The organism is Rhodanobacter terrae (genome assembly GCF_042657005.1).
GTDB classification, from domain to species: domain Bacteria; phylum Pseudomonadota; class Gammaproteobacteria; order Xanthomonadales; family Rhodanobacteraceae; genus Rhodanobacter; species Rhodanobacter terrae.
On record NZ_JBHSNG010000016.1, the window covers coordinates 25414 to 48045 of the forward strand.

Annotated in this window: 17 protein-coding genes; 13 read left to right on the forward strand and 4 right to left on the reverse strand. The window is 65.8% G+C overall.

Features of this window, described 5'->3' with window-relative positions; genetic code table 11:
* Positions 1–107 precede the first annotated feature (107 nt).
* Positions 108–1136: an AI-2E family transporter gene (locus ACFPPB_RS14145; protein ID WP_377328170.1), complete on the reverse strand. Its 1029-nt coding sequence runs from the start codon at positions 1134–1136 to the stop codon at positions 108–110.
* Between the two features lie 124 nt (positions 1137–1260).
* On the opposite strand from ACFPPB_RS14145, the gene ACFPPB_RS14150 reads away from it, so the two are divergent.
* The 6 genes from ACFPPB_RS14150 (at position 1261) to ACFPPB_RS14175 (ending at position 9214) form a co-directional block, all read left to right on the forward strand.
* Positions 1261–2139: a 5'-nucleotidase, lipoprotein e(P4) family gene (locus ACFPPB_RS14150; protein ID WP_377328172.1), complete on the forward strand. Its 879-nt coding sequence runs from the start codon at positions 1261–1263 to the stop codon at positions 2137–2139.
* A gap of 307 nt (positions 2140–2446) precedes the next feature.
* Positions 2447–3376: a hypothetical protein gene (locus ACFPPB_RS14155; protein WP_377328174.1), complete on the forward strand. Its 930-nt coding sequence runs from the start codon at positions 2447–2449 to the stop codon at positions 3374–3376.
* A 26-nt stretch (positions 3377–3402) separates the two neighbouring features.
* Positions 3403–6111 (forward strand): glycerol-3-phosphate 1-O-acyltransferase PlsB, encoded by a 2709-nt coding sequence (gene plsB / locus ACFPPB_RS14160; protein WP_377328176.1) that lies wholly within the window; start codon positions 3403–3405, stop codon positions 6109–6111.
* Between the two features lie 128 nt (positions 6112–6239).
* Positions 6240–7598 (forward strand): metal-dependent hydrolase family protein, encoded by a 1359-nt coding sequence (locus tag ACFPPB_RS14165; RefSeq protein WP_377328178.1) that lies wholly within the window; start codon positions 6240–6242, stop codon positions 7596–7598.
* Positions 7599–7742: 144 nt separating this feature from the next.
* Entirely contained in the window at positions 7743–8495 is a 753-nt protein-coding gene (gene ubiE / locus ACFPPB_RS14170) for a bifunctional demethylmenaquinone methyltransferase/2-methoxy-6-polyprenyl-1,4-benzoquinol methylase UbiE (RefSeq protein WP_377328180.1), read from the forward strand.
* Between the two features lie 53 nt (positions 8496–8548).
* Complete coding sequence (locus ACFPPB_RS14175; RefSeq protein WP_377328182.1) at positions 8549–9214, forward strand: Pr6Pr family membrane protein; 666 nt, start codon at positions 8549–8551, stop codon at positions 9212–9214.
* 19 nt (positions 9215–9233) lie between these two features.
* On the opposite strand, the gene ACFPPB_RS14180 is transcribed toward ACFPPB_RS14175, so the two are convergent.
* Both ACFPPB_RS14180 and ACFPPB_RS14185 read right to left on the reverse strand, forming a co-directional pair.
* On the reverse strand, positions 9234–9932 hold the full coding sequence (locus ACFPPB_RS14180) for a glutathione S-transferase family protein (RefSeq protein ID WP_377328184.1): 699 nt from the start codon (positions 9930–9932) through the stop codon (positions 9234–9236).
* An 18-nt stretch (positions 9933–9950) separates the two neighbouring features.
* The gene (locus ACFPPB_RS14185) at positions 9951–10871 is read right to left on the reverse strand and encodes a DMT family transporter (protein ID WP_377328186.1); all 921 of its coding nucleotides are present in this window, start codon (positions 10869–10871) and stop codon (positions 9951–9953) included.
* A 138-nt stretch (positions 10872–11009) separates the two neighbouring features.
* On the opposite strand from ACFPPB_RS14185, the gene ACFPPB_RS14190 reads away from it, so the two are divergent.
* The 5 genes from ACFPPB_RS14190 to pip all read left to right on the forward strand — a co-directional run bounded on the left by ACFPPB_RS14190 (position 11010) and on the right by pip (position 17536).
* Complete coding sequence (locus ACFPPB_RS14190) at positions 11010–11504, forward strand: Lrp/AsnC family transcriptional regulator (protein ID WP_377328188.1); 495 nt, start codon at positions 11010–11012, stop codon at positions 11502–11504.
* Positions 11505–11639: 135 nt separating this feature from the next.
* On the forward strand, positions 11640–13196 hold the full coding sequence (locus ACFPPB_RS14195; RefSeq protein WP_377328190.1) for a S10 family peptidase: 1557 nt from the start codon (positions 11640–11642) through the stop codon (positions 13194–13196).
* A 15-nt stretch (positions 13197–13211) separates the two neighbouring features.
* Positions 13212–14774: a S10 family peptidase gene (locus ACFPPB_RS14200; RefSeq protein ID WP_377328192.1), complete on the forward strand. Its 1563-nt coding sequence runs from the start codon at positions 13212–13214 to the stop codon at positions 14772–14774.
* A gap of 31 nt (positions 14775–14805) precedes the next feature.
* A complete protein-coding gene (gene acpA, locus ACFPPB_RS14205) occupies positions 14806–16497 on the forward strand; it encodes an acid phosphatase (protein WP_377328194.1) in 1692 nt (563 codons plus the stop codon).
* Between the two features lie 85 nt (positions 16498–16582).
* Positions 16583–17536 carry a prolyl aminopeptidase gene (pip, locus tag ACFPPB_RS14210; protein WP_377328196.1) on the forward strand — a complete coding sequence of 318 codons (954 nt, stop codon included), beginning with the start codon at positions 16583–16585 and terminating at the stop codon, positions 17534–17536.
* Positions 17537–17554: 18 nt separating this feature from the next.
* Here pip and ACFPPB_RS14215 read toward each other — a convergent pair whose 3' ends face one another.
* On the reverse strand, positions 17555–19723 hold the full coding sequence (locus tag ACFPPB_RS14215; RefSeq protein ID WP_377328198.1) for a hypothetical protein: 2169 nt from the start codon (positions 19721–19723) through the stop codon (positions 17555–17557).
* A 233-nt stretch (positions 19724–19956) separates the two neighbouring features.
* Between ACFPPB_RS14215 and ACFPPB_RS14220 the strand changes: the two genes are divergently transcribed.
* Positions 19957–20598: a glutathione S-transferase family protein gene (locus tag ACFPPB_RS14220; protein ID WP_377328200.1), complete on the forward strand. Its 642-nt coding sequence runs from the start codon at positions 19957–19959 to the stop codon at positions 20596–20598.
* Between the two features lie 83 nt (positions 20599–20681).
* The gene (locus tag ACFPPB_RS14225) at positions 20682–22535 is read left to right on the forward strand and encodes a M1 family metallopeptidase (protein WP_377328202.1); all 1854 of its coding nucleotides are present in this window, start codon (positions 20682–20684) and stop codon (positions 22533–22535) included.
* Positions 22536–22632 lie beyond the last annotated feature (97 nt).

Here is a 22632-nt window from a genome sequence, read left to right on the forward strand (position 1 = left end):
TCGCCGCTGCCGTCTGCCCGCTGATCAAGTTGCGCTGCCGAAAGCAGGCTGTGGCTGTCGAGGAAATGCGCCGCGGAGATTGGCGGGGTGCTGAATGGATCGGGACCCTAGATCAGCTTTTCCGCTTCCAGCTCGCTCTTCAGATAGGCGTAATAGATCGGCGCGGCGATCACGCCTGGCAGGCCGAAAGCGGCCTCCATCAGCAGCATGGCGATCAGCAGTTCCCAGGCGCGCGCATTGATCTGGATGCCCACGATGCGTGCATTGAGGAAATACTCCAGCTTGTGGATCACGATCAGAAAACCCAGCGCGGCGATGGCGACACCGAGCGACACCGACAGCGCGACGATGGTGACGGCGGTGTTGGACAGCAGGTTGCCGACCACCGGCAGCAGGCCGACGATGAAGGTCAGCACCACCAGGGTCTTCGCCAGCGGCAGATGGATGCCGAACAGCGGCAGTGCGCCGAACAGGAAGATCGCGGTGAACGCCGTATTGATCAGCGAGATCTTCACCTGCGCGAACACGATGTTGTGGAACGCCTCGGCCAGGCGCTGGCAGCGTTGCCCCAGCGCCGCGGCCAGCGGCCCGACCTGGTGTGCCGGACGGGCGCGGCTGAGCGCGACGATCGCACCCAGCACCAGGCCGATGATGATGTGTACGAATAGCCGCACCGCGCCCTTGCCGGCCAGTTGCAGCGTTCCCGCATGCTTGCGGGCCAGCTCGATCGCACCGACGCGCAAATCGTCGACGCTGTCCGGCAGATGATCGACCAGCGCCCCCGGCAATTGCTGGCGCGCCTTTTCCACCAGCGGCATCAACTGCTGTTGCCACAGCAGTTCGGGGTTGCCGATTTCGCTGCGAAGGAAGCCGATCGCGCCAAGGATCAGCAGGATCAGCAAGCCCACCACGATCGCGCCAAGCACGGCCACCACGACCAGCCGCGCCCGATCGCCGGAAATGCGTCGGCCCAGCAGCGGCGTCATCGCCTGCACCAGCTCGTAGACCAGCAGACCGGACAGCAACGCCGACAGCAAGTGGACGTCGACGGCCACCAGCAGCGCCGCGGCGGCCAGCAGGTAACTCGCATAACGGATGACCGACGAAGGCTCGCGCGTGGTGAAAGAGATATCCATGCAAGGTGCCATCGTGACTGCGAGGCCGCCAGTCTGTCAGCAGCCCGCGCCGGCTGCCAACCCTGTCCCATGGCTGTCGTAAACTTCCGCCATCGTCACGGTTGATCTTGCCCAAGGATTCCGCATGTCACTTCGCCGGCCCACGATCCTGCTCGCGCTGGCCCTGCTGGCCGGTTGCGCCGCTACGGCGCCCCAGCCCAGTGCGGTCGCGCCCGCCCTGCGTACAGCGGCAGTAGCCGCCAACGACAACCTCAACGCCGTGGCCTGGAGCCAGACCGCGATCGAGCACGACATGATCTATCTGCAGACCTATCGCGATGCGCAGTCGCGCCTGCTGACCGCACTGCACGATCCGCACTGGGATGCGCTGGGCAAGACGGACCGAGTCGCACCACTCAAGGGCCTCGCGCCGGCAGTGGTCCTGGATGTCGACGAAACCGTACTGGACAATTCGCCGTTCGCGGCGCGCATGGTGAAGGGCGGCGCCGAATACAACGAGGCGGAGTGGGCGGCCTGGTGCAAGGAAACCCGGGCCCGCGCCTTGCCGGGCGCGGTCGAGTTCACCCAGTTCGCCGCCAGGCACGGCATTGCCGTGATCTACATCTCCAACCGCGCCAAAGACCTGGACCAAGCCACGCTGGCCAACCTGCGCCAGGCCGGTTTCCCGGTGAGCGGTCCACAGGCCTTTCTCGGTCTGGGCACGGTGGTGGACGGCTGCGAGCAAGATGGCAGCGAGAAGGGCTGCCGCCGGCAACTGATCGCCCGGCACTACCGCGTGTTGATGCAGTTCGGCGATCAGATCGGCGATTTCGTCGACGTGATCGCCAACACGGCCGATGGCCGTCGCCGGGCGGTCGCCGATTACCTGCCATGGGTCGGCACGCGCTGGTTTGTATTCCCGAACGCCACCTACGGCTCGTGGGAACCGGCGCTGTTCAATAACGACTGGAGCGCTCCGCCGGAACAACGGCGCCAGCGGAAACTCGATGCACTGCGCTATTAATAATGTAATTAGATTGTGAAATTCAATGACTTATGAGATATAACAAAAGTGTTGCCTCAACTTTAACGAACAAGTAATATTTCGTTGCCGACACCTGCTGACCCAATCATTTTGCAGGCAAGGCCATTTCCCTTCCGGCTCCTGCCGGATTTCCCCGTGAGGCTCCGGCCCGCGGGGTTTTCTTTTGTGGCGTCGCGAAATCTTGCGTCTCGCCCTTGTTTCGACACCGCCGCGGCACTTACGCTGCGCGATCACGATGCTGCCCGGTGCGCTTTCGCTCCGCCGTCACCCCACGCGAGAACCTGCCATGCGCCTGCCCTTCGTCCGTCACGCCTTGCTGCCCTTGTTCGCCGCGTTGGTGCTGAGTGCCTGCCACGGCAAGGACCAGGCCTCGCAACCGGGCGGCAGTACGCCTGAGGCGGCCTTGCGGGGCTCGGTCGACCTGCTCAAGGCCGGCGATTTCACCGGACTGTGGAAACACGCGCTGCCGCCGGCCGACTACGCCAACATGCGTGCCGACTGGGGCCGTCACCAGCACGATCAGCCACCGATCACGGCCGAAGACCGCGCCAAGTTCGACGAGACACTGCAGAAGCTCACCGAACCGGGCGCAGAGAACAAGCTGTATGCCGAACTGCAGCCGAAGCTGACCACGATGGAGCAGCAGTACAAGGACCAGTTGCCGGTACTGGTCAGTGTCGGCGAGGCACTGGTGAAAAACGGCGTGGCGCAGAGCAAGACCCTGAGCGAGGCCCAGAAGGCCCAGGCCAATGGAGTGCTCGACGTGCTGGCGCCGTGGGCGCAGCAGACGCCATGGTTCGACCGGGCCAAGGCGAAACAGGCGGTCGCTGTGGCGGTGGCGACGGCGCGCAAGCTGGACCTGAAAAATCCGGAGCAACTGCGCTCGATGAGTTTCGACGACACCATGGGGAGGTACGCGACGGGCTACGCCGGCCTCAAGCAGCTGCTGGCGATCTACGGCCTTTCGGTGGACGACACGCTGAATTCGGTCAAGCTCACCCCCGTCTCCAGCAGCGGTGGCCACGCCGTGGTGAAGATCGACTACACCTTGCTCGGCAAGCCGCTGTCGACCGAGTCGAAGCTGGTGCAACAGGACGGTCGCTGGTACAGCGAGGACATGCTGGACAGCGCGCGCAAGGCGCACCAGCAGTCGGGCCAGCCCGCCGGCGGCGCCAGCGTGTCGGCCAGTGCCGATGCCGTCGCGAAACAAGACTGAACAGCGGCAGCCATTAGAATAGACGGATGCAGAATATCTACACCGCGGATTCCACCGTTCGTCAGCGCGCCCCCTGGTGGTTCAACCTGGCCGGCCAGCTGCTGCAGCCGTGGGTGCGTATCCGCCGCGACCCGGCCGAACCGGCCGCCTTGCTGCAGGCCGGCGTGCCGGTCTGCTACGTGATCGAGCGCGACGGCTTCTCCGATGCACTGATCCTGCAGCGCGCCTGCCGCGAGGCCGGCCTGCCCAACCCCATGCAGCCGATGGCGGGCACGCGCCGGCGGCGCTCGGTGTTTGCCCTGGCGCGACGCGACGGCTGGATCTTCGGACGCAATCGCCAGCGCGCTCCGAACGAACCGCTGCGGCAACTGGTGCGCTCGCTGGAAGGCACGCCCGAGCGCGATTTCCAGATCGTGCCGGTGTCGATCTATGTGGGCCGCGCGCCCAGCCGCGACAGCGGTTGGTTCCGCGTGCTGTTCTCCGAAAACTGGGTGATGGTCGGCCGCTTCCGCCGGCTGCTGGCGCTGCTGCTGAACGGCCGCGACACGGTGGTGCACTTCTCCGCGCCGGTGTCGCTGCGCAGCGTGCTGGATGAATCGGCAGAGCTCACACCGGAACGCTTCGCACGCAAGATCGCGCGGGTACTGCGCACCCATTTCCACCGCATCCGCGCCGCCGTGATCGGGCCGGACCTCTCGCATCGGCGTACCGTGGTCGATGCCGTGCTGAATGCCGAGCCGGTGCGCGTCGCGATCGCCGCCAGCGCAGCCAAGGAAAAGATCAGCCACGCCAAGGCCTGGCGCAAGGCGCACAAGCTGGTGCTGGAGATCGCCGCCGACTACTCGCATCCGGTGGTGCGCTCGGTTTCGTTCCTGCTGGCGAACTTCTGGAACAAGCTGTACGACGGCATCGCCATGCACCACTTCGACAAGGTCCGCGCCGTCGCGCCCGGCTACGAAGTGGTCTACGTGCCCAGCCATCGCAGCCACGCCGACTACCTGCTGATGAGCTATCAGCTGCACGTCTCCGGCGTGGTGGTACCGCATATCGCCGCCGGCGTGAACCTCAACCTGCCGGCGATCGGGCCGATCCTGCGCCGCGGCGGCGCGTTCTTCATGCGCCGCAGCTTCACCGGCAATCCGCTGTATTCAGTGGTGTTCAAGGAATACATGGCCCAGCTGATCGACCGCGGCGTGCCGATCGAATATTTCACCGAGGGCACCCGCTCGCGCACCGGCCGCCTGCTGGCGCCACGCGGCGGCCTGCTGTCGATGACCGTGCGCGCGTTCCTGCGCGCGCCGCGCCGGCCGGTGCTGTTCCAGCCGGTGTACATCGGCTACGAGAAGCTGATGGAGGGCAAGAGCTACATCGGCGAGCTCAGCGGCAAGCCGAAGGAAAAGGAATCCCTGCTCGGCCTGCTGCGCGGACTGAAGGTGTTGCGTCAGCGCTACGGTCATGTGGCACTGAACTTCGGCGAGCCGATCGAGCTGACCCCGCTGCTGGATGCCGCCAGCGCCGACTGGCGCGCGGCCAGCGCCGACCCGGATGCCAAACCGGAGTGGCTCAACAGCGTGGTCGACCAGCTGGCCGAACGGATCCAGGTCAACATCAACCGCGCCGCCGACGTCAATCCGATCAACCTGCTGGCGCTGGCCCTGCTGGCCACGCCGAAGCACGCGATGGCCGAGAGCGACCTGCTGACCCAGCTTGAACTGAGCAAGACGCTGCTGGAAGAACTGCCGTATTCCGATCGCGTCACGCTGACCCCGATGAATCCGGCCGCCATCATCGCCTACGGCGAGCAGATGGGCTGGATCCAGCGCGTGCAACATCCTCTGGGCGACGTGCTGACCGTCGGCGGCGAGCAGGCAGTGCTGCTCAGTTACTTCCGCAACAACGTGCTGCACCTGACCGCGCCCGCCGCGTGGGTCGCCTGCTGCTTCCTCAACAACCGGCGCATGTCGCGCAGCTCGGTGCTGCGGCTGGGCCGCATCATCTACCCGTTCATCCAGGGCGAACTGTTCCTGCCGTGGGATGGCGAGGGCTTCTGCGCGCAGTTGCAGGCGACTATCGACTTCTTCGTGCGCCGCGGCCTGCTCGAATCCGCCAACGACGGCCGCACCCTGGAGCGCAGCGCCGGCCAGGAGGACAGCGCGTTCCAGCTCAAGGTGATCGCGCGCAGCCTGATCCAGGCGTTCGAGCGCTATTACATCACCATCGCCGCACTGGCCAAGAACGGTCCGCACACGATGACCGGCGCCGAGCTCGAGAACGCCTGCACGCTTACCGCACAGCGGCTGAGCCTGCTCAACGAGCTGTCCGCACCGGAGTTCTTCGACAAGGCTCTGTTCCGCGGCTTCATCCAGAAACTGCGCGAGCGCCGCATCGTGTGGACCGACGACGCCGGCAAGCTCGATTACGACAGCGCGCTGGATGCCATCGTGCGCGACGCCAGAGTGATCCTGTCGCGCGAGGTACGTCATTCGATCCTCAAGATCACCCCCGGCGGCAGCGAGAAGGAGCCCGTCGCGGACGAAGCCCTGAGCGACGACATGTCCGGCACCGCCGCCGCGCAGCCGCGGACCACGCCCACCCGCCGCCGCGGCGACAAGGTCCCCTCGGATGCCTCCGCCGAGGACCTGCACCAGCGCCATGTCGATGCCGAGCATCAGGCACATGCACACTCTGTCCTGGCGCCGACAGCCGACGACGAGAATACTTCGCCGCGCGAATGAGCACGGCGGCCGCGGTGATGGCCGCGCGCCCGACTCCCCAGGAAGGCGGATCGCCGTGCCGAATGTCACGGTGACGATGGCCGGCATGCGGGCATAAGATGGCTGCTTGCCCAGTCGGAAGACCCTGAATGACCACCTGCCGCGCGTTCGTCCTTGCTGCCATCGCCCTGTCGCTGCCAGCCGCCGCGCTGGCTGCCGACGCGCCCGCCGGCCACGAGGTCAGCGTGCTGCATTGCGCGCGCCTGGTCGACCCGGTGGCCGGCAAGCTGCTGGGTGCGACCACGGTGATCGTGGAGGACGGGCGCATCAAGGAACTGCGCAGCGGCACCGTCGACGGCAGGCCCTACCAGGATGCAGCGAACAAGTCCGGCGCCGGCTTCCAGCAGATCGAACTCGCCGATGACACGTGCATGCCGGGCCTGATCGATTCGCACACCCACCTGACCATGCAATTCAGCAAGACTACCTACAGCGACCAGTTCCGCCTCAATCCCGCCGACTACGCGATCCAGGGCACGGTGTACGCACGGCGCACCTTGCTGGCCGGCTTCACCACGGTGCGCAACGTCGGCGACCAGCACAATGAATCCATCGCGCTGCGCAATGCGATCAATGCGGGCCTGGTGCCTGGACCACGCATCTTCAGTGCCGGCCAGTTCGTCGGCACCACCGGCGGCCATGCCGACCCGACCGACGGTTATCGCTGGGACCTGCAGGGCGACCCCACCCCCAAGGACGGCATCATCAATTCGCCCGAAGATGCATGGAAGGCCGTACGCCAGCACTACAAGGACGGCGCCGACCTGATCAAGATCATGCCGTCCGGCGGCGTGCTCGATGAAAGCAGCAGTGTCGGCAATTCGCAGATGACCCTCGATGAGATCAAGGCTGTCGTCGCCGCCGCACACGATTACGGCTTCACCGTGGCGGCACACGCGCACGGCGCCGAAGCGATCCGCCGCGCGGTGCTGGGCGGCGTCGACTCGATCGAGCACGGTACCTTCATGGATGACGAAGACATGAAGCTGATGAAGGAGCACGGCACCTGGTACGTACCGACCATCATCGCCGGCAAGTTCGTCGAGGAGAAGGCGAAGGAAGGCTGGTATCCGCCACAGGTCGCCGCCAAGGCCGAGCAGGTGGGGCCGCTGATCCAGGCCACCGCCGGCAAGGCCTACAAGGCCGGGGTGAAGATCGCCTTCGGCACCGACGCCGGCGTCTATCCGCACGGCGAGAACGCGAAGGAATTAGAATACATGGTGCAGGCCGGCATGCCGCCGATGTTCGTACTGCAGACCGCCACCACGCATGCCGCCGAGCTGCTGCACAAGCAGGATCAGCTGGGCCGCATCGCGGTGGGCCGCGGCGCCGACGTGATCGCGGTGCCCGGCAATCCGCTGGACGACATCACCGCCATGCAGCACGTCAGTTTCGTGATGAAGGACGGCGTGGTCTACAAGGAAGCCGGCAAGCCGACCGTGCCCTGAGGCGGTCGCGCTCACTGGAGCGCCCGCAGGAGCGGCCTCGGCAGCGCTCTTCTGCACACGCGGCCAGGAGCATCGCGGCCGAGGCCGCTCCTGCAAGAGCATTGCAAACCGCGGCGGGCGGCCGATCCTGTAGCATTGGCACCCATGAACGAGCAGCCCAAGACCACCCATTTCGGTTTCCGCGACGTGCCGGTCGCCGACAAGCAGAAGCTGGTCGGCCAGGTATTCACCTCCGTCGCGCGCAGCTACGACCTGATGAACGATCTGATGTCCTTCGGCGTGCATCGGCTGTGGAAGCGTCACTTCGTGGCGGTCAGCGGCGTGCGCCGCGGCGACCGCGTGCTGGACCTGGCCGGCGGCACCGGCGACATCGCCGCGCTGCTGAAGCCGGTGGTGGGCGACGAGGGCGAGGTGGTGGTCGGCGACATCAACGCGGCCATGCTCGGCGTCGGTCGCGACCGCATGATCGATCGCGGTCTGGTTTCGGGCCTGCGCTGGGCCCAGCTCAACGCCGAAGTGCTGCCGTTCCCCGACAATTCGTTCGACGCGGTGACGATGGCGTTCGGCCTGCGCAACGTCACCGACAAGGACAAGGCGCTGGCCGACATCTGCCGCGTGCTCAAGCCCGGTGGCCGCCTGCTGGTGCTGGAATTCTCCAAGGTGCGAAGCGAGCTGTTCGGCAAGCTGTACGATTTCCACTCGTTCAAGGTGCTGCCGAAACTCGGCCAGCTGTTCGCCGGTGACGCCGACAGCTACCAATATCTGGCCGAGTCGATCCGCAAGCATCCCGATCAGGCAACGCTCAAGGGCATGATGGAACGCGCCGGCTTCGGCCGCGTCGAGGTACGCAACCTCAGCAACGGCATCGTGGCGATCCATCGGGCGTACAAGCTCTGAGACAACCCGTTCGCGTGCAGGCCTCATCCGACAAATCGACCGAATCGACGTCCATGCCGAACCGCTATCGCCCGTTCGCTGCCGCTGCCGCCGTGCTTGGCTGGCTCGCGCTGGCGTTGCAGCTGTCGCTGTCGATCCAGCTGACGGTCGCGAACGGGCAAGGTGCCCTGGCCGGAGCGTGGATCTATATCGGCTACTTCACCATTTTGACGAACATGCTGACGGCGCTGGCGCTGACCGCCGCCGCACGCGGACCGCACGGAGCGGTCAGCCGTTTCTTCGCGCGGCCCGACGTACATACCGCGATCGCGATGAGCATCGCCATCGTCGCGGCGATCTACAACCTGTTGCTGCGCCAGCTGTGGCAGCCGCATGGCTGGCAGATCGTTGCCGACAACATCTTGCATGTGGTGATGCCGACGCTGTTCCTGCTGTACTGGTGGCTGGCGGTGCCGAAGGCGACGCTGCGCTGGCCGCAGGTCATCGTCTGGCAGACGTATCCGGCCGCCTATTTCGCCTACGCGCTGATCCGCGGCGCGGTGAACCATTGGTACCCGTATCCGTTCCTCAACGTCGGCACGCTGGGCTATCTGCACGTGCTGGTCAATGCCTGCGCGGTGTTGCTGGCATTCGTCGCGATCGCGCTGCTGCTGGTCGCGCTGGCGCGTTGGCAGGTACGGCGTTCAAGCAAGACGGCGGCGCTGCCGGCGCAGTCCTGACCACTGAAGCACAGGCGGATCAGCTCACCGTTGTGCGCAGATCCTCCAGCAGGATGCCAGACTGCATCGCCTCTTCTTCATGATCCGGGTCGCGCCAGGTTTCCAGCAGCGCGTCCGCATACCAGCGGCGCATGCCCGGCAACTCGCGCAGACGTTGTGCGTAGGCGCCGGCCGCAGCACCGAACGTGAGGCCATAGGTCTGGATGCGGAAGGCTACCGGTGCGAAGAACGCATCGACCGCACCGAACGCGTTGCCGGCCATGAATCGGCCGCCGAATCGGGCCAGGCCTTCGCTCCACAATTCGTCGATGCGCGCGATGTCGGCCCGCAACGCCTGCGGCAAGCTATCCGGCAACCGGATGCGCAAGCCACAGTTCATCCCGCAATGCGTGCGCAACGCGCCAAAGCCCGAATGCATCTCGGCGACGGCGCAACGCGCCCACGTGCGCGCCTGCGAATCGGACGGCCAGACGTCCGGATGGCGCTCGGCCAGGTACTCGGCGATCGCCAGCGAATCCCACACCACCGTGTCGCCGTCGTGCAGGCACGGCACCTTGCCGTTCGGCGAGAACGCGCGGAACCCGCTCCAGCTCGATCCCGTGCCCGGCGCGAACGACACCAGCCGCTCGTCGAACGGAATACCGAGTTCGCTCAGCAACAGCCACGGCCGCAGCGACCACGACGAGTAGTTCTTGTTGGCGATGTATAACTCGTACATGTTGCGGCTCCGTGTGGCCTAGTTCTGTTCGCAAGTATCGGACACTACCGGCACGCTCGGGACGGCGCGTCGCCGCGCATTCGCCAGCACCACGCCGCCCACGGTGATCGCGCCGCCGACCAGGGTCAGCATGCCGGGGCGCTCGCCCAGCCACAGCCAGCCGATCAGCACCGCAATCGGCGGCGAAAAGTAGATGAAACTGGATACCTGCGAGGCGGAGGCGCGACGCAGCGCGGCGTTCCACGCGAGATAGCCGACGAAGCTAGGCGCGATGCCCAGCCACAACAGCGCGGCGAGATGCGACCATGGTGCTGCGGCCAGCGCCTGCGGCAGACCTGATGTGAACGGCAATGTGCCCAATGTGCCGGCGAAAAACGTGAATGCCGTGACGCCGGCCGTGCTGCTGCGCACGAACAGCGGCCTCTGCCCCACAAAATAGATCGAACAGGCGAGCACGCTGACCAGCACCAGCGCCGCCATCGGTTCGAACTTCACCTGCTTGCCGCTGGCCAGCACCACCATCACCACGCCGACCAGCGCCACGCCGAGGCCGATCAACGTGCGGGCCGGCAGTCGTTCGTGCACCCAGATCGCCGACACCGCAGCGGTGGCCGCTGGAACCAGCGAGATCAGGATCGCCGCAGTACCGCTGGCAATGCGTGTTTCCGCGTAGTTGAGGCACAGGTGGTACACGGTGAGCCCGATCACGCCGAGCAGCACCAGCTGGGGCCAGTCGCGGCGCGCCGGTAGCGGTACAGGTTTCACCAGCAACAGCACGGCGAAGCACAGCGACCCGATCGCCAGCCGCGCGAACGCCACCTCGCCGGGCGTGAACGAGGCCAGTGCGTAGGCGATCGCGGCATATGCCGACGACCAGGTCACCAGGGCGATGCCGATATACGAAAGTGCGCGCCCGTCGAGGCGCTCGGAGGTATCCATGGGGACGGATTCCAGGGCGGGGAAGTGCGCATCCTAGTCTTACCGGTCGCGCCGAGGAATAATGCATCGCATCGTATGGACGATGTTTCGCCGACGATCGAAATGAACAAACCCTGATCCCGCCTTGGAATCGAAGTCATGGAAACGAAGCCGGAACTGGACGGCAAGGACTGGCAGCTGCTGGAAGCGCTGCAGCTGGATGCCCGCCTGGGCTATGCCGAGCTGGGCCGCATGGTACGGCTGTCCGCACCCTCGGTGGCCGAGCGGGTGAAGCGGCTGGAGGAGGCCGGCGTGATCACCGGCTATCGCGCCACGGTCAACCCGAAGCGGCTGGGTTACGAGATCAGCGCGATGATACGGCTGCGCTGCGACGGCATTACCTGCGCGCGCATCGGCACCCTGGTGGCGGACATCCCCGAGGTGCTCGAATGCCGGCGCCTAGCGGGCGAGGACTCGGCCCTGCTGCACGTGGTGGCGATGTCGATCAGCCATCTCGAATCGGTGCTGGACCGCCTGTTGAAAACCGGCGCCAGCACCAGCACCACCACGCTGATCGTGCTGCAGACGCCACATGAGAACCGTCCCGTGACGCGCGCGATGTGGAACGCCGCGCGCGCCATGTCGCGCGACTGACATCCGGCTCGGTGGCAGCACACGACATGCGCCCGCGTATTTGGACGTCCAACCTCACCCAGTACTTTTGTCACGGTCGCGGACGCGGGCGGACACGCATACTCCCAGACTGATTCGTGTCGAGAAGGGGTTTCCATGCGCCACCTGACCACCTTGCTGCTGGCCGGCGCGTTCGCGCTTGCGCCGTCGGCTCCCGGCCATGCCGATGAAGCCCCCACGGCGATCAAGGCCGGCACCGGCAGACACCACGAAGCCCACGACGTCAAGGCGCCCGACAAAGAAAGCGCCACGCGCACGCAGCACAGCGTCAGCATCGGCGGCCACACGATCAAGTACACCGCCACCGCCGGCACGCTGATCATCCGCGACGACAAGAACGAGCCGCAGGCCAGCGTGTTCTACGTGGCCTACACGGTCGACACCGGCAAGCCGGAAAAGCGGCCGGTGACATTCCTGTACAACGGCGGCCCGGGCTCCTCCAGCATGTGGCTGCACATGGGCTCGTTCGCCCCGGTGCGGATCGAGACCGCCAGCCCGGAAGCCACCGCCCCGCCGCCGTACCATCTGGTGCCGAACGGCGACAGCTTGCTCGACAAGACCGACCTGGTCTTCATCGACGCGGTCGGTGCCGGTTACTCGCGCCCGCTGGGCAAGGCCACCGGCAAAGACTTCTGGGGCGTGGACCAGGACATCTCGGCGTTCGCCCGCGCGATCCAGCGCTATGTGAGCCTCAACCGGCGCTGGAACTCGCCGAAGTTCCTGTACGGCGAAAGCTATGGCACCACCCGCTCCGCCGCGCTGGTCGATGCGCTGCAGGACAAGGGCATGGCATTCAACGGCGTGATCCTGATGTCGTCGATCCTCAACTACGGCATCCGCATCCCCGGTTACGACGAGATCTACATCGGCTACTTGCCGAGCTATGCCGCCGCTGCCTGGTACCACGACAAGATTCCGAACAAGCCGGCCGACCTGAAGAGCTTCCTCGACCAGGTCCGCGCCTGGGCGCAGGGCTCGTACGCCGCTGCGCTGGCACAAGGCCAGAATCTCCCGGCCGCCCAGGTCGACGCCGTGGCGCAGCAGCTCGCCGCCTACACCGGCCTGCCGGTGCAGTACGTCAAGGACGCCAACCTGCGCATCGACCTCGGCCGTTTCCGCAAGGAGTTGCTGCGCGATCAGCGCCTCACCCTGGGCCGCTTCGACAGCCGTTTTACCGGCACCGACCCCGACGCGGCCGGCGAGACCCCGGACTATGACGCCTCCGACACCGGCATCAGCGGCGCGTTCGTCAGCGCATTCCACGACTATCTGGACCAGCAGCTGCACTATCACAGCGACCTGGACTACCGGCCCACCTATGGCGAGATCAACAAGGACTGGGACTGGAAGCACAAGGCTGCCGACGTGAAGCGTCCTCTGCCGCTGGCCTACGTGGCCGGCGATCTCGCCCACGCGATGCGCACCAATCCCAACCTCAAGGTGCTGTCGGTCAACGGCTATTACGACTTCGCCACGCCGTTCTTCATCACCGAATACGACCTGGCGCACATGCACCTCGACCCGTCGCTGCGCGGCAACCTGCAGTTCCTGTACTACCCGTCGGGGCACATGATTTATCTCAATACCGACGCGCTGAAGCAGCTCAAGACCGACCTCGCGCCCTTCTACGACCGCGCCGCTCCGCAGCGCTGACACGGAATCCCCACCATGCGCTTCTCTCCGCTCGCCCCGTTCGCCCTCGCCCTGCTGCTGACCCTCGGCGGCCCCGTCCATGCCGACGACACGACTCCGAAGGATGCTGCCAAGACGACGCAGGCCGACAAGGACGGCAAGAAGGACGAGCTGCCGATCCCGCCCGAACACAGCGTGGTCAGCAAGCACAGTGTCCGCATCGGCGGCCGCACGATCAGCTACAAGGCCACTGCCGGCACCTTGCTGATCAAGGACGACAAGGACAAGCCGACCGTCAGCGTGTTCTATGTCGCGTACACGGCGGACGGCGGCAAGCCCGGCAAGCGGCCGGTGACCTTCATGTACAACGGCGGCCCCGGCTCCTCCAGCATGTGGCTGCACATGGGATCGTTCGGCCCGGTGCGGGTGGCGAACCGCGGTGACAAGCCGATCCCGCCACCGCCTTATGAAACCGTGCCGAACGAATACAGTCTGCTCGACAAGACCGATCTGGTCTTCATCGACGCACCGGGGACCGGCTACTCGCAGCTGGTCGGCGCCGCCGAGGGCAAGAACTTCTACGGCGTGGACCAGGACGCCGATGCGTTCGCCAAGTTCATTACCCGCTACGTCGGCGACAACCATCGCTGGAACTCGCCGAAGTTCCTGTTCGGCGAGAGCTATGGCACGACTCGCTCGGCCGTGCTGGTGAAGCTGCTGCAGGATCAGGGCATGGAGTTCAACGGCGTCGTGCTGATGTCCTCGATCCTCGACTTCAACGTGTGGTCAAGCACCGGCATCGGCCATGCCTACGTGGTCAACCTGCCGAGCGAGGCGGCGATCGCCTGGTATCACAACAAGGTTCCGAACAAACCCGCCGACATCGCCAGCTTCCTCGCCGGTGTGCGCCATTTCGCCGACACCGACTACACGCTGGCGCTGGCCAAGGGCGATGCGATCGATCCGGCCGAGGCCGACCGCATCGCCAACCAGCTCAGCCAGTACATCGGCCTGTCGCCGGCCTACATCAAGGAGGCCAACCTGCGCATCAGTCCCAGCCGCTTCCGCAAGGAGCTGCTGCGCGATCAGCGCCGTACGGTCGGGCGTCTGGATGGCCGCTTCGAAGGCATCGACCCGGATGCCGCCGGCGAGACACCCGACGGCGACGCTGCCAGCGACGCCGCTACCGGCGCCTACCTGGCCGCATTCAACCAGTACGCCGCCACGGAGCTGAAATACACCAGCGACCACGCCTACCTGCCCAACAACTACGGCGTGATCAACCGCGGCTGGGACTGGAAACGCAAGAGCGGCCACGGTTTCACCCAGGCACCGTACGTCGGCTCCGACCTGGCCGGCGCGATGCGCCGCAACCCGCACCTGAAGGTGTTCTCGGCCAACGGCTATTACGACCTTGCCACGCCGTTCCATGCCACCGAGTTCGACCTCGGCCATCTCGGCCTCGATCCGGCGATCCGCGAGAACATCGAGTTCGGCTTCTATCCATCCGGGCACATGATCTATTTCGACATGGATGCGCTGAAGCAGCTCAAGGCGGACCTGTCGCGCTTCTATGACGAAGCTGCGCCACGGTCCTAGAATCGCGGGCTTTCTCCCATCGACCGATCCGATGATCCGCAAGCCCACTGACCGGCCGCCAGTGGCGGTCGAAGAAGCGCCGCCCGATCCCGAACGCCGGCGCCTGCTCGGCGGCATCGCGCTGGCCGGCGCGGCACTGACCCTGGGCAGCTGCACGCCGACCGATGGCGGCCAGCCAGCGGCATCCGATACAGGCGCAGATGCGCTCGACGCCCTGCTGCGCCGGCATATCCAGCAGGTGGTGGTGCTGTATGCCGAGAACCGCAGCTTCAACAACCTGTTCGCGCACTTCCCCGGACTGGCGCAGCCGCTGAAGGACCTCGACGCGCCCGAATACCGCCAGCGCGACCGCGACGGCAGCGTGCTCACCGCCTTGCCGCCGATCTGGGGCGGCCTGGCGCCGCATGCGCAGATCGTCGATGGCCAACACTATCAGATCGGTGAAGACGCCATCGCCGACCTGCCCAACCGGCCTTTTGCGCTGCACACGCCGACGGGCGCACCGCTGCCCCACGGCGTGGTCACACGCGACCTGGTGCACCGCTTCTACGAAAACCAGCTGCAGATCAACGGCGGCAAGAACGACGGCTTTGTCGCCTGGGGCAACTCCGGCGCATTGGTGATGGGCCACTACGCGGACAACGCGGCCAACCTGCAGTTGTGGCAGCTGGCGCAGCAGTACACCTTGTGCGACAACTTTTTCATGGGCGCCTTCGGCGGCTCGTTCCTCAACCATCAATACCTGGCCGCGGCGCAGGCGCCGTTCTATCCGCAGGCGGACCAGGGGCCGGCGAAATTCCAGATCGCGATGGTCGAAGGCGACGATCCCACCGGCATCCGTCCGAAGCTGGCCGACGGCTCGCCGCCCAGCGCGATGCAGGGCCGCTCGAAGTTCGCCGCACCCGACACGCTCACGCCGGATTTCTGGGCGGTCAACACCATCGGCCCGGCATACGCGCCGGCATTCAGTCGTGACAAGCAGCAGCCGCAGCTGGCCGATGCGGATAGCCCGAGCACGTTGCCGGCGCAGGCCCATCTCACCATCGGCGACCTGCTGTCGGAAGCCGACATCGACTGGGCCTGGTACGCCGGTGGCTGGCAGCTGGCGCTGGACGGCCATGGCGGCGGCGACCACCACGCGTTTCCGGAAGTGCCGAATTTCCAGATCCATCATCAGCCGTTCAATTATTTCCGCCAGTTCGCGCCCGGCACCACGGCACGACAGCAGCACCTGCGCGACGCCGGGGTCGGCAGCAGCGCCGACAGCAACCGCTTCATTGCCGCGGTCCAAGCCGGCACGCTACCGCCGGTGTCGTTCTACAAGCCGCAGGGCGACCTCAACATGCACGCCGGCTATTCCAGCGTGGCCGCGGGCGACCAGCATCTGGCGCAGGTGGTCGATGCGCTGCAGAAAAGCCCGCAGTGGCCGCACATGCTGGTGGTGATCACGGTGGACGAGAACGGCGGCTGGTGGGACCACGTGGCACCGCCCAAGGGCGATCGCTGGGGGCCGGGGTCGCGCATTCCCGCGCTGATCGTTTCTCCGTTCGCGAAGAAGGGTTTCGTCGACCACACCATCTACGACACCGGCTCGATCCTGCGCTTCATCACCCGCCGCTTCGGCCTGAAGCAACTGCCCGGATTGAAACTGCGCGATGCCGCCATGATCGCCGCCGGCGGCCTCCCGCCCGGCGACCTCACCGCGGCGCTGCAGTTCGGTTGATTACAATGCCCTCCGCTGCCTGCCCCGAAGGGACTTCCTCCGGTCGCAGGCGAAGTGGCCCTTTCGCACCGCAGAGATCGCCGTCATGCGCGAGATGTATCCCGAGATCGAGCCGTACCAGACCCATCGCCTCGCGGTCGGTCCCGTCCACACGTTGCACGTGGAGGAATGCGGCAACCCGAATGGCCTGCCGGCAATCTTTCTGCACGGCGGGCCGGGCGCCGGGTTGGCGACCTACCATCGCCGCTTCTTCGACCCGGCGCGCTACCGCATCGTGCTGTTCGATCAGCGCGGCGCCGGCAAATCCACGCCATTCGCCGAACTCGACGACAACACCACCTGGCATCTGGTCGCCGACATCGAAGCGATCCGCCAGCAGCTCGGCATCGAACGCTGGGTGGTGTTCGGCGGCTCATGGGGTTCGACCCTGGCGCTGGCCTATGCGCAGACGCACCCTGAACGCGTGCTCGGGCTAGTACTGCGCGGCATCTTTCTGGGCCGGCCGCAGGAGCTGCGCTGGTTCAACGAAGTCGACGGCGGCGCCTCGCAGATCTTTCCCGAGCGCTGGGCGCGCTTCCGCGATTTCATCCCCGAGCAGGAGCGCGACTCGATGCTGGACGCCTACTGGCGCCGCTTCACCGGCAACGACGAAGCCATGCGCCTCGCCGCCGCGAAAGCATGGAGCGCATGGGAGGGCGGCAGCACCACCTTGCTGCACGATCCCGACGGCACCGGCGATTTCGCCGATCCGCACAAGGCCGTGAGCCTGGCCACCATGGAGGCCCATTATTTCCGTCACGCGATCTTTCTCGAACCGGACCAGCTGCTGCGCGACATCGACCGCATCCGGCACATCCCGGCGACGATCGTGCATGGCCGCTACGACATCATCTGCCCGGTAAAGAGCGCCTGGGATCTCGGCCAGGCGTGGCCGGAAGCGGACCTGCACATCGTGCTGGCCGGCCACAGCGCGGCCGACCCGGCGATCGTCGACCAGCTGGTGCAGGCAACGGATCGGCTAGCCGATCGCTACGCATAGACAGGCTCGTCGCCTCGCTCAAGGCGTCAAAGTGGCTTCTGCCGGAATCAGATCCGGCTGCGACTGATACCAGCGCCGGGCGTGCAGCAGATGGAAGCGGCGCTTGCCGTCGGCGAGTGCCACGCCCAGGCCGAGCACGCCCCAGCGCGCATAGAGATCGCCGCTCGGTTTGCCCTCGCTTACATGCAGATGCGCCAACAGGTCGATGCGCTCGTTGCGCGCCACCAGATGATCGAGGATGAAGTCGCCACGCTGCGCCTCGATCTGGGCATGCGCGGTGGCCTGGCCATCGTTGATCATGCCGGTGATCCATGTGGGAAACACGCTGCGATCGGCGAACAGCGACAGCAGCAGACTGACGTCCTTCATCACCAGCGTGGCGCTGCCGCGTACGCGCATGGGGCGATCCCAATCCAGACGGCCATGTTGCAAGGTGATCCTGGCCCACCACGGCGGTGCCGCGGAACCTTCTACGCGCACGCCATCAAGGGCCAGCGCGAAGCCATCGAGATCGAAGCTATGGCCGTCGCGGGTGGCGTGATACAGCCGCGTATCCATTTTGAGCTGGCCGGCGAGGCGCGATGCACCCAGCGCCAGTCGGACAGCGCCACTGCTCATCTGCATGCGTCCCGCACTCACGTCGCCGTTGCCATCCAGGGTGAACTCGGTGCTCATCCGGCCGTTGCCCTGCAGGAAATAAAGACTCTTGCCAGGCAGGTAGCGGTTGTAGGCTCGCAAGTCGGGAACATCGGCATCGGCGAAATGCAGGCGGGCAATGAAGTCGTGGCCGAGGCTTGCCAGATCGGCGGATGACTGCAACGTCACCTGCAACGCTCGCCCGCGCAGATAGGCCTGCCCGGGCGCATTGCGCGGCGCCAGCGTGAAGCGATCCGCGACCATGTCCACCGTCGTGCGTGCACCGCCCTTGCCGGCTACTACACGCCCCTGCGCGCGCGCGCTGCCGGCGAACACGTTGTCGAGCAGGTCCGCCGCCAGCACGGCCTTCGGCACTTCGACATGGCTGCCCGGCAACAGTCGTCCAGCCTCGATGCGCAAGGCACCCACGATATCGCCCGCGCCATTCATTTGCAGCCACGGCCTGGACTGGGTCAGCGGCGTCAGCCAGCGCATCGAGGCGAAATGCCAGCGGCCCTCGAGCGTGCCGGACAGCAATCGCAACGCCTCGCCAGACGAAGGCCGCGGCAACAGCTGCCGGCTGGCGAACTGCAGATGCGCGTCCACCTGGTTCGGCCTGGTTGTGTTGCCGGTGCCTAGGGATGACGGAATCCGCGCATTGATCGTCACGGCCTCGGCTTGCACGGCGAGATCGAACCAACCATGACGTTGCTGCTGGGTTCCGTCGCCGTCGGTCATCGCCACCGGTGCGTTCCATTGCAAACGACCGCCCGGTGCCAGCGTGCCGTGATCCAGCAGGAAGTCCGCGTTGAGATGGCCGCCCTGCGGCGACAGCCGGACCGCCAGCGCGCCGGCCTTGTCGGCACCCAGCGCGATCGCCGGCGTGGTGCCTTCCGCGGCAACGCGTATCTTCGCCCGCTCGAGTTTTTGCCAACCCGGCAGCTCCTCATGGGTGAAAGGATCGAACAAGAAATGGACGTCGAGCCTCGCGTCGCGCAACAGCTCCAGCTGCCGATAGTGCAGGCGCGCCTTCGGCATCAAGACATGCGAAGGAGAAATGGCAGTCGAACCGCCGCGCAACTGATGGGTGAAGCCAAGCTCGGCCTCGCCATCGCCATCGGCGACCAGATCACCCAGGCGCACCTGCCGTAGCGACGCTGTGCTGACGCGATCGACCGTGATACGCCAGGCATCGCTTCGCCATGGCGGCGGCTTGAGATCGATGCCGGTCGGCCGGATGTCGAGGCTTACCGCCACCGTACGGACCACGTCGAAACGCAGTTCGTGCCGAAGCAGCGGCCACAGCATGATGTGGCCGCTCGCCGCATCGCCTCGCGCGCTCCACAGCAATTGGCGCGCCTGCCCGTGCAGTTGCAGTCCATGCGCATGAATCTGCCCTGGCCACAACGTCCACGCCCAGGCCCATTGCGCGTGGAAAATCTGCGGCTTGCGATTGACCTCGGTCCGGGCGAGCGGGCTATTGAGGAATACATTGCCGCCCATCAGGTAGAGCACATACAGCACACCCAACAGCCACAGCAGTCGACGCATGGGTGCAGGCGGTATGCGCATCAATCAGGTTCGGTTCGCGGCACGGCAGCCCAGCATGGCGAATCTCGCGTGACGGTGCAGTGGAGCACACGCTTCATCCCCGCATCAGAACCCCATTGCCTCGATGCGGACCGACAAGCCTTTACCGGCAACCATGAACCAGCGCAAGAAACGGATGGTTCGGGGCGGCAGCGTCTTCAACACTGTGCATCGGCTCCCACAGGAATGCCGTCATGCTGACGTTATTCGACTACCTGCCCTCGCAGAACGCGTGGAAAGTGCGCCTGCTGCTGAATCATCTTGGCCGGCCGTATCGCACGATGGCGGTCAGCATCTTCGAAGGCGAGGGTCGGACCGAGGTATTCCGGCGCATCAATCCGACCAGCACGGTGCCGGCGATCCGGCTCGATGACGGCCGCGTGCTGGCCGAGTCGAACGCGATCCTGGCGTATCTCGCCGAAGGCACGCCGTATCTTCCAGCGGATCCGTTCGAGCGCGCCAAGGTGCAGCAGTGGCTGCATTTCGAGCAGGAGCGGGTGGAGTCGGTGATCGGCTCGCTGCGCCACTGGACGATGACCGGCAAGCTGGCGCATCGCTCGGCGGAAACGATCGAGGCCAAGCGCAGCGCCGCCACGCGATCGCTGGACATCCTGGAAAGCGAACTGTCGACACGGCCATTCATCGCCGACGACCGCTACAGCATCGCCGACATGGCGATCTTCGCCTACGCCAGCCGCGCCGGCGAAGCCGGGCTTTCGCTGGAGGCGTATCCCCACTTCCGCGAGTGGATCGCGCGAGTCGAGGCGCAGCCGGGCTTTCTCGCCACCATGCATCCGTATGCAATCGATCCGCACTCGGCCGAGGAGTTGCCTTAGCGACATCGTGAACCCAGCTTTCGCCACGGGCGGCTGGAGCAGGGGCAATGGCATACTCGGCGTTTTCCGGCCCGAGAGTTTCCATGCGCCTGCTCCCCGCCCTCGCCTTCGGCACGCTGATGTTGCCGCTGGCCGCCTACGCCAGCGACCCGAATTCCTACGCCCAGCCCGATCAGGTGCGCGTGACCCATCTGGATCTCGATCTGAAGATCGATTTTCCGCAGCGCCGGCTCGATGGCCAGGCCACCCTGAAGCTGGACTGGAAGAATCCCGAGGCGCAGTCGCTGGTGCTGGACACGCGCGACCTGAAGATCGCGAAGATCGAGGCAGTCGGCGGCGACGGCAAGACCACCGCGCTGAAATATGCGCTGGCGCCGCGCGACAAGCAGCTCGGCAGCAAGCTGACGATCGCGGCGCCGCAGCATCCGGCGCAGGTGCGTATCGTCTACACCACTTCGCCCGAAGCATCCGGCCTGCAATGGCTTACCCCCGCGCAGACGGCGTACAAGAAACGGCCGTTCATGTTCTCGCAGTCCGAGTCGATCCACGCGCGGTCCTGGGTGCCGCTGCAGGATTCGCCGGCGATCCGCTTCACCTATGACGCCCACGTCAGTGCACCGAAGGACGTGCGCGTGGTGATGAGCGCGATCAACGACGCGAAGCACCCGCTGAACGGCGACTTCAGCTTCGATCAGCCGCATCCGATCCCGTCCTACCTGCTGGCGATCGGCGCGGGCGACATCGCGGTGAAGGAAACCGGGCCGCGTTCGGCCGTGTATGCGGAGCCGTCGGTCGTCGACAAGGCCGCGCACGAATTCGAGGACACCGAAAAGCTGATCGCCACCACCGAGCAGCTGTACGGCCCTTACGCATGGGGCCGCTACGACATCCTGGTGCTGCCGCCGTCGTTTCCGTACGGCGGCATGGAAAATCCGAACATGACGTTCGCCACGCCGACGGTGCTGGTCGGCGACAAGAGCCTGGTCTCGCTAGTCTCGCATGAGCTGGCGCATTCGTGGTCGGGCAATCTGGTGACCAGCGCCGCCTGGCGCGACATCTGGCTCAACGAAGGCTTCACCACCTACGTGCAGGGCCGCATCACCGAGGCGGTGTACGGCAAGCCGCTGGCCGACGAGGAAGCGCTGCTGTCGGCCCGCGCGCTGCAGAAGAGCATCGGTGCGATGCCGGCCAACGCGCAGAAGCTGGCACCCGATCCGCGCGGCGTAGGCGCCGATGATTCCTTGTCCGACGTGGCCTACGACAAAGGCTCGTGGTTCCTGCGCACGCTGGAGCGGCGCTTCGGCCGCAGCGCGTTCGACGACTATCTCAAGGGCTATTTCAATCACTTCGCCTGGCACAGCATCACCACCGAGCAGATGCTCGACTACATGAAACCGAACCTCATCGAAAAATATCCCGGCAAGATGAGCTGGGATGAAGTGAAAGCCTGGGTTTACGACACCGGCATCCCGAAGAATGCGCCGCTGCCCGACTCAGCGCGCTTCGACACCATCGACCGGGAACGTACCGCATTCCTCGCCGGCACGCTGGCCGCCGACCGGCTAGCCGCGAAGGGCTGGAACACGCAGGAGTGGATGTATTTCCTCGACCGTCTGCCCGACGTCGCACCGCTGGACAAGCTGCAGCAGCTCGACGCCGCCTGGCATCTCACCGGCACGCCGAACGCGGAGATCGGCATGCGCTGGTACAGCCACGCGATCGCCGGCGGCGACAAGGCCGTGTGGACGGCCGCTGCCGAACACATGACCCGGATCGGCCGGTTGTACCTGACCATGCCGCTGTACAAGGCTTTTGCCCGGACGCCGGATGGCCTGGCCTATGCCGAACAGGTCTACGCCAGGGCCAGGGCCGGCTACCACCCGCTGACCCAGCAGGTGGTGGGAGATCTCATCGCGAAGGCGAAAAAAGCGAAGTAACGAACTCGCCCCTCCCCCTGTCCTGCAGGGGAAGGAAGCGATATCCACCACGATCCACCAAGAAGCCATCATGCCGCCATCAATAGACGCCACCACT

What these genes read in the sequence shown, in the direction of transcription:
- ACFPPB_RS14145 (WP_377328170.1), bottom strand. Translation starts at nt 1,136, where the DNA reads ATGGATATCTCTTTCACCACGCGCGAGCCTTCGTCGGTCATCCGTTAT.
- ACFPPB_RS14150 (WP_377328172.1), top strand. Translation starts at nt 1,261, where the DNA reads ATGTCACTTCGCCGGCCCACGATCCTGCTCGCGCTGGCCCTGCTGGCC.
- ACFPPB_RS14155 (WP_377328174.1), top strand. Translation starts at nt 2,447, where the DNA reads ATGCGCCTGCCCTTCGTCCGTCACGCCTTGCTGCCCTTGTTCGCCGCG.
- plsB (WP_377328176.1), top strand. Translation starts at nt 3,403, where the DNA reads ATGCAGAATATCTACACCGCGGATTCCACCGTTCGTCAGCGCGCCCCC.
- ACFPPB_RS14165 (WP_377328178.1), top strand. Translation starts at nt 6,240, where the DNA reads ATGACCACCTGCCGCGCGTTCGTCCTTGCTGCCATCGCCCTGTCGCTG.
- ubiE (WP_377328180.1), top strand. Translation starts at nt 7,743, where the DNA reads ATGAACGAGCAGCCCAAGACCACCCATTTCGGTTTCCGCGACGTGCCG.
- ACFPPB_RS14175 (WP_377328182.1), top strand. Translation starts at nt 8,549, where the DNA reads ATGCCGAACCGCTATCGCCCGTTCGCTGCCGCTGCCGCCGTGCTTGGC.
- ACFPPB_RS14180 (WP_377328184.1), bottom strand. Translation starts at nt 9,932, where the DNA reads ATGTACGAGTTATACATCGCCAACAAGAACTACTCGTCGTGGTCGCTG.
- ACFPPB_RS14185 (WP_377328186.1), bottom strand. Translation starts at nt 10,871, where the DNA reads ATGGATACCTCCGAGCGCCTCGACGGGCGCGCACTTTCGTATATCGGC.
- ACFPPB_RS14190 (WP_377328188.1), top strand. Translation starts at nt 11,010, where the DNA reads ATGGAAACGAAGCCGGAACTGGACGGCAAGGACTGGCAGCTGCTGGAA.
- ACFPPB_RS14195 (WP_377328190.1), top strand. Translation starts at nt 11,640, where the DNA reads ATGCGCCACCTGACCACCTTGCTGCTGGCCGGCGCGTTCGCGCTTGCG.
- ACFPPB_RS14200 (WP_377328192.1), top strand. Translation starts at nt 13,212, where the DNA reads ATGCGCTTCTCTCCGCTCGCCCCGTTCGCCCTCGCCCTGCTGCTGACC.
- acpA (WP_377328194.1), top strand. Translation starts at nt 14,806, where the DNA reads ATGATCCGCAAGCCCACTGACCGGCCGCCAGTGGCGGTCGAAGAAGCG.
- pip (WP_377328196.1), top strand. Translation starts at nt 16,583, where the DNA reads ATGCGCGAGATGTATCCCGAGATCGAGCCGTACCAGACCCATCGCCTC.
- ACFPPB_RS14215 (WP_377328198.1), bottom strand. Translation starts at nt 19,723, where the DNA reads ATGCGTCGACTGCTGTGGCTGTTGGGTGTGCTGTATGTGCTCTACCTG.
- ACFPPB_RS14220 (WP_377328200.1), top strand. Translation starts at nt 19,957, where the DNA reads ATGCTGACGTTATTCGACTACCTGCCCTCGCAGAACGCGTGGAAAGTG.
- ACFPPB_RS14225 (WP_377328202.1), top strand. Translation starts at nt 20,682, where the DNA reads ATGCGCCTGCTCCCCGCCCTCGCCTTCGGCACGCTGATGTTGCCGCTG.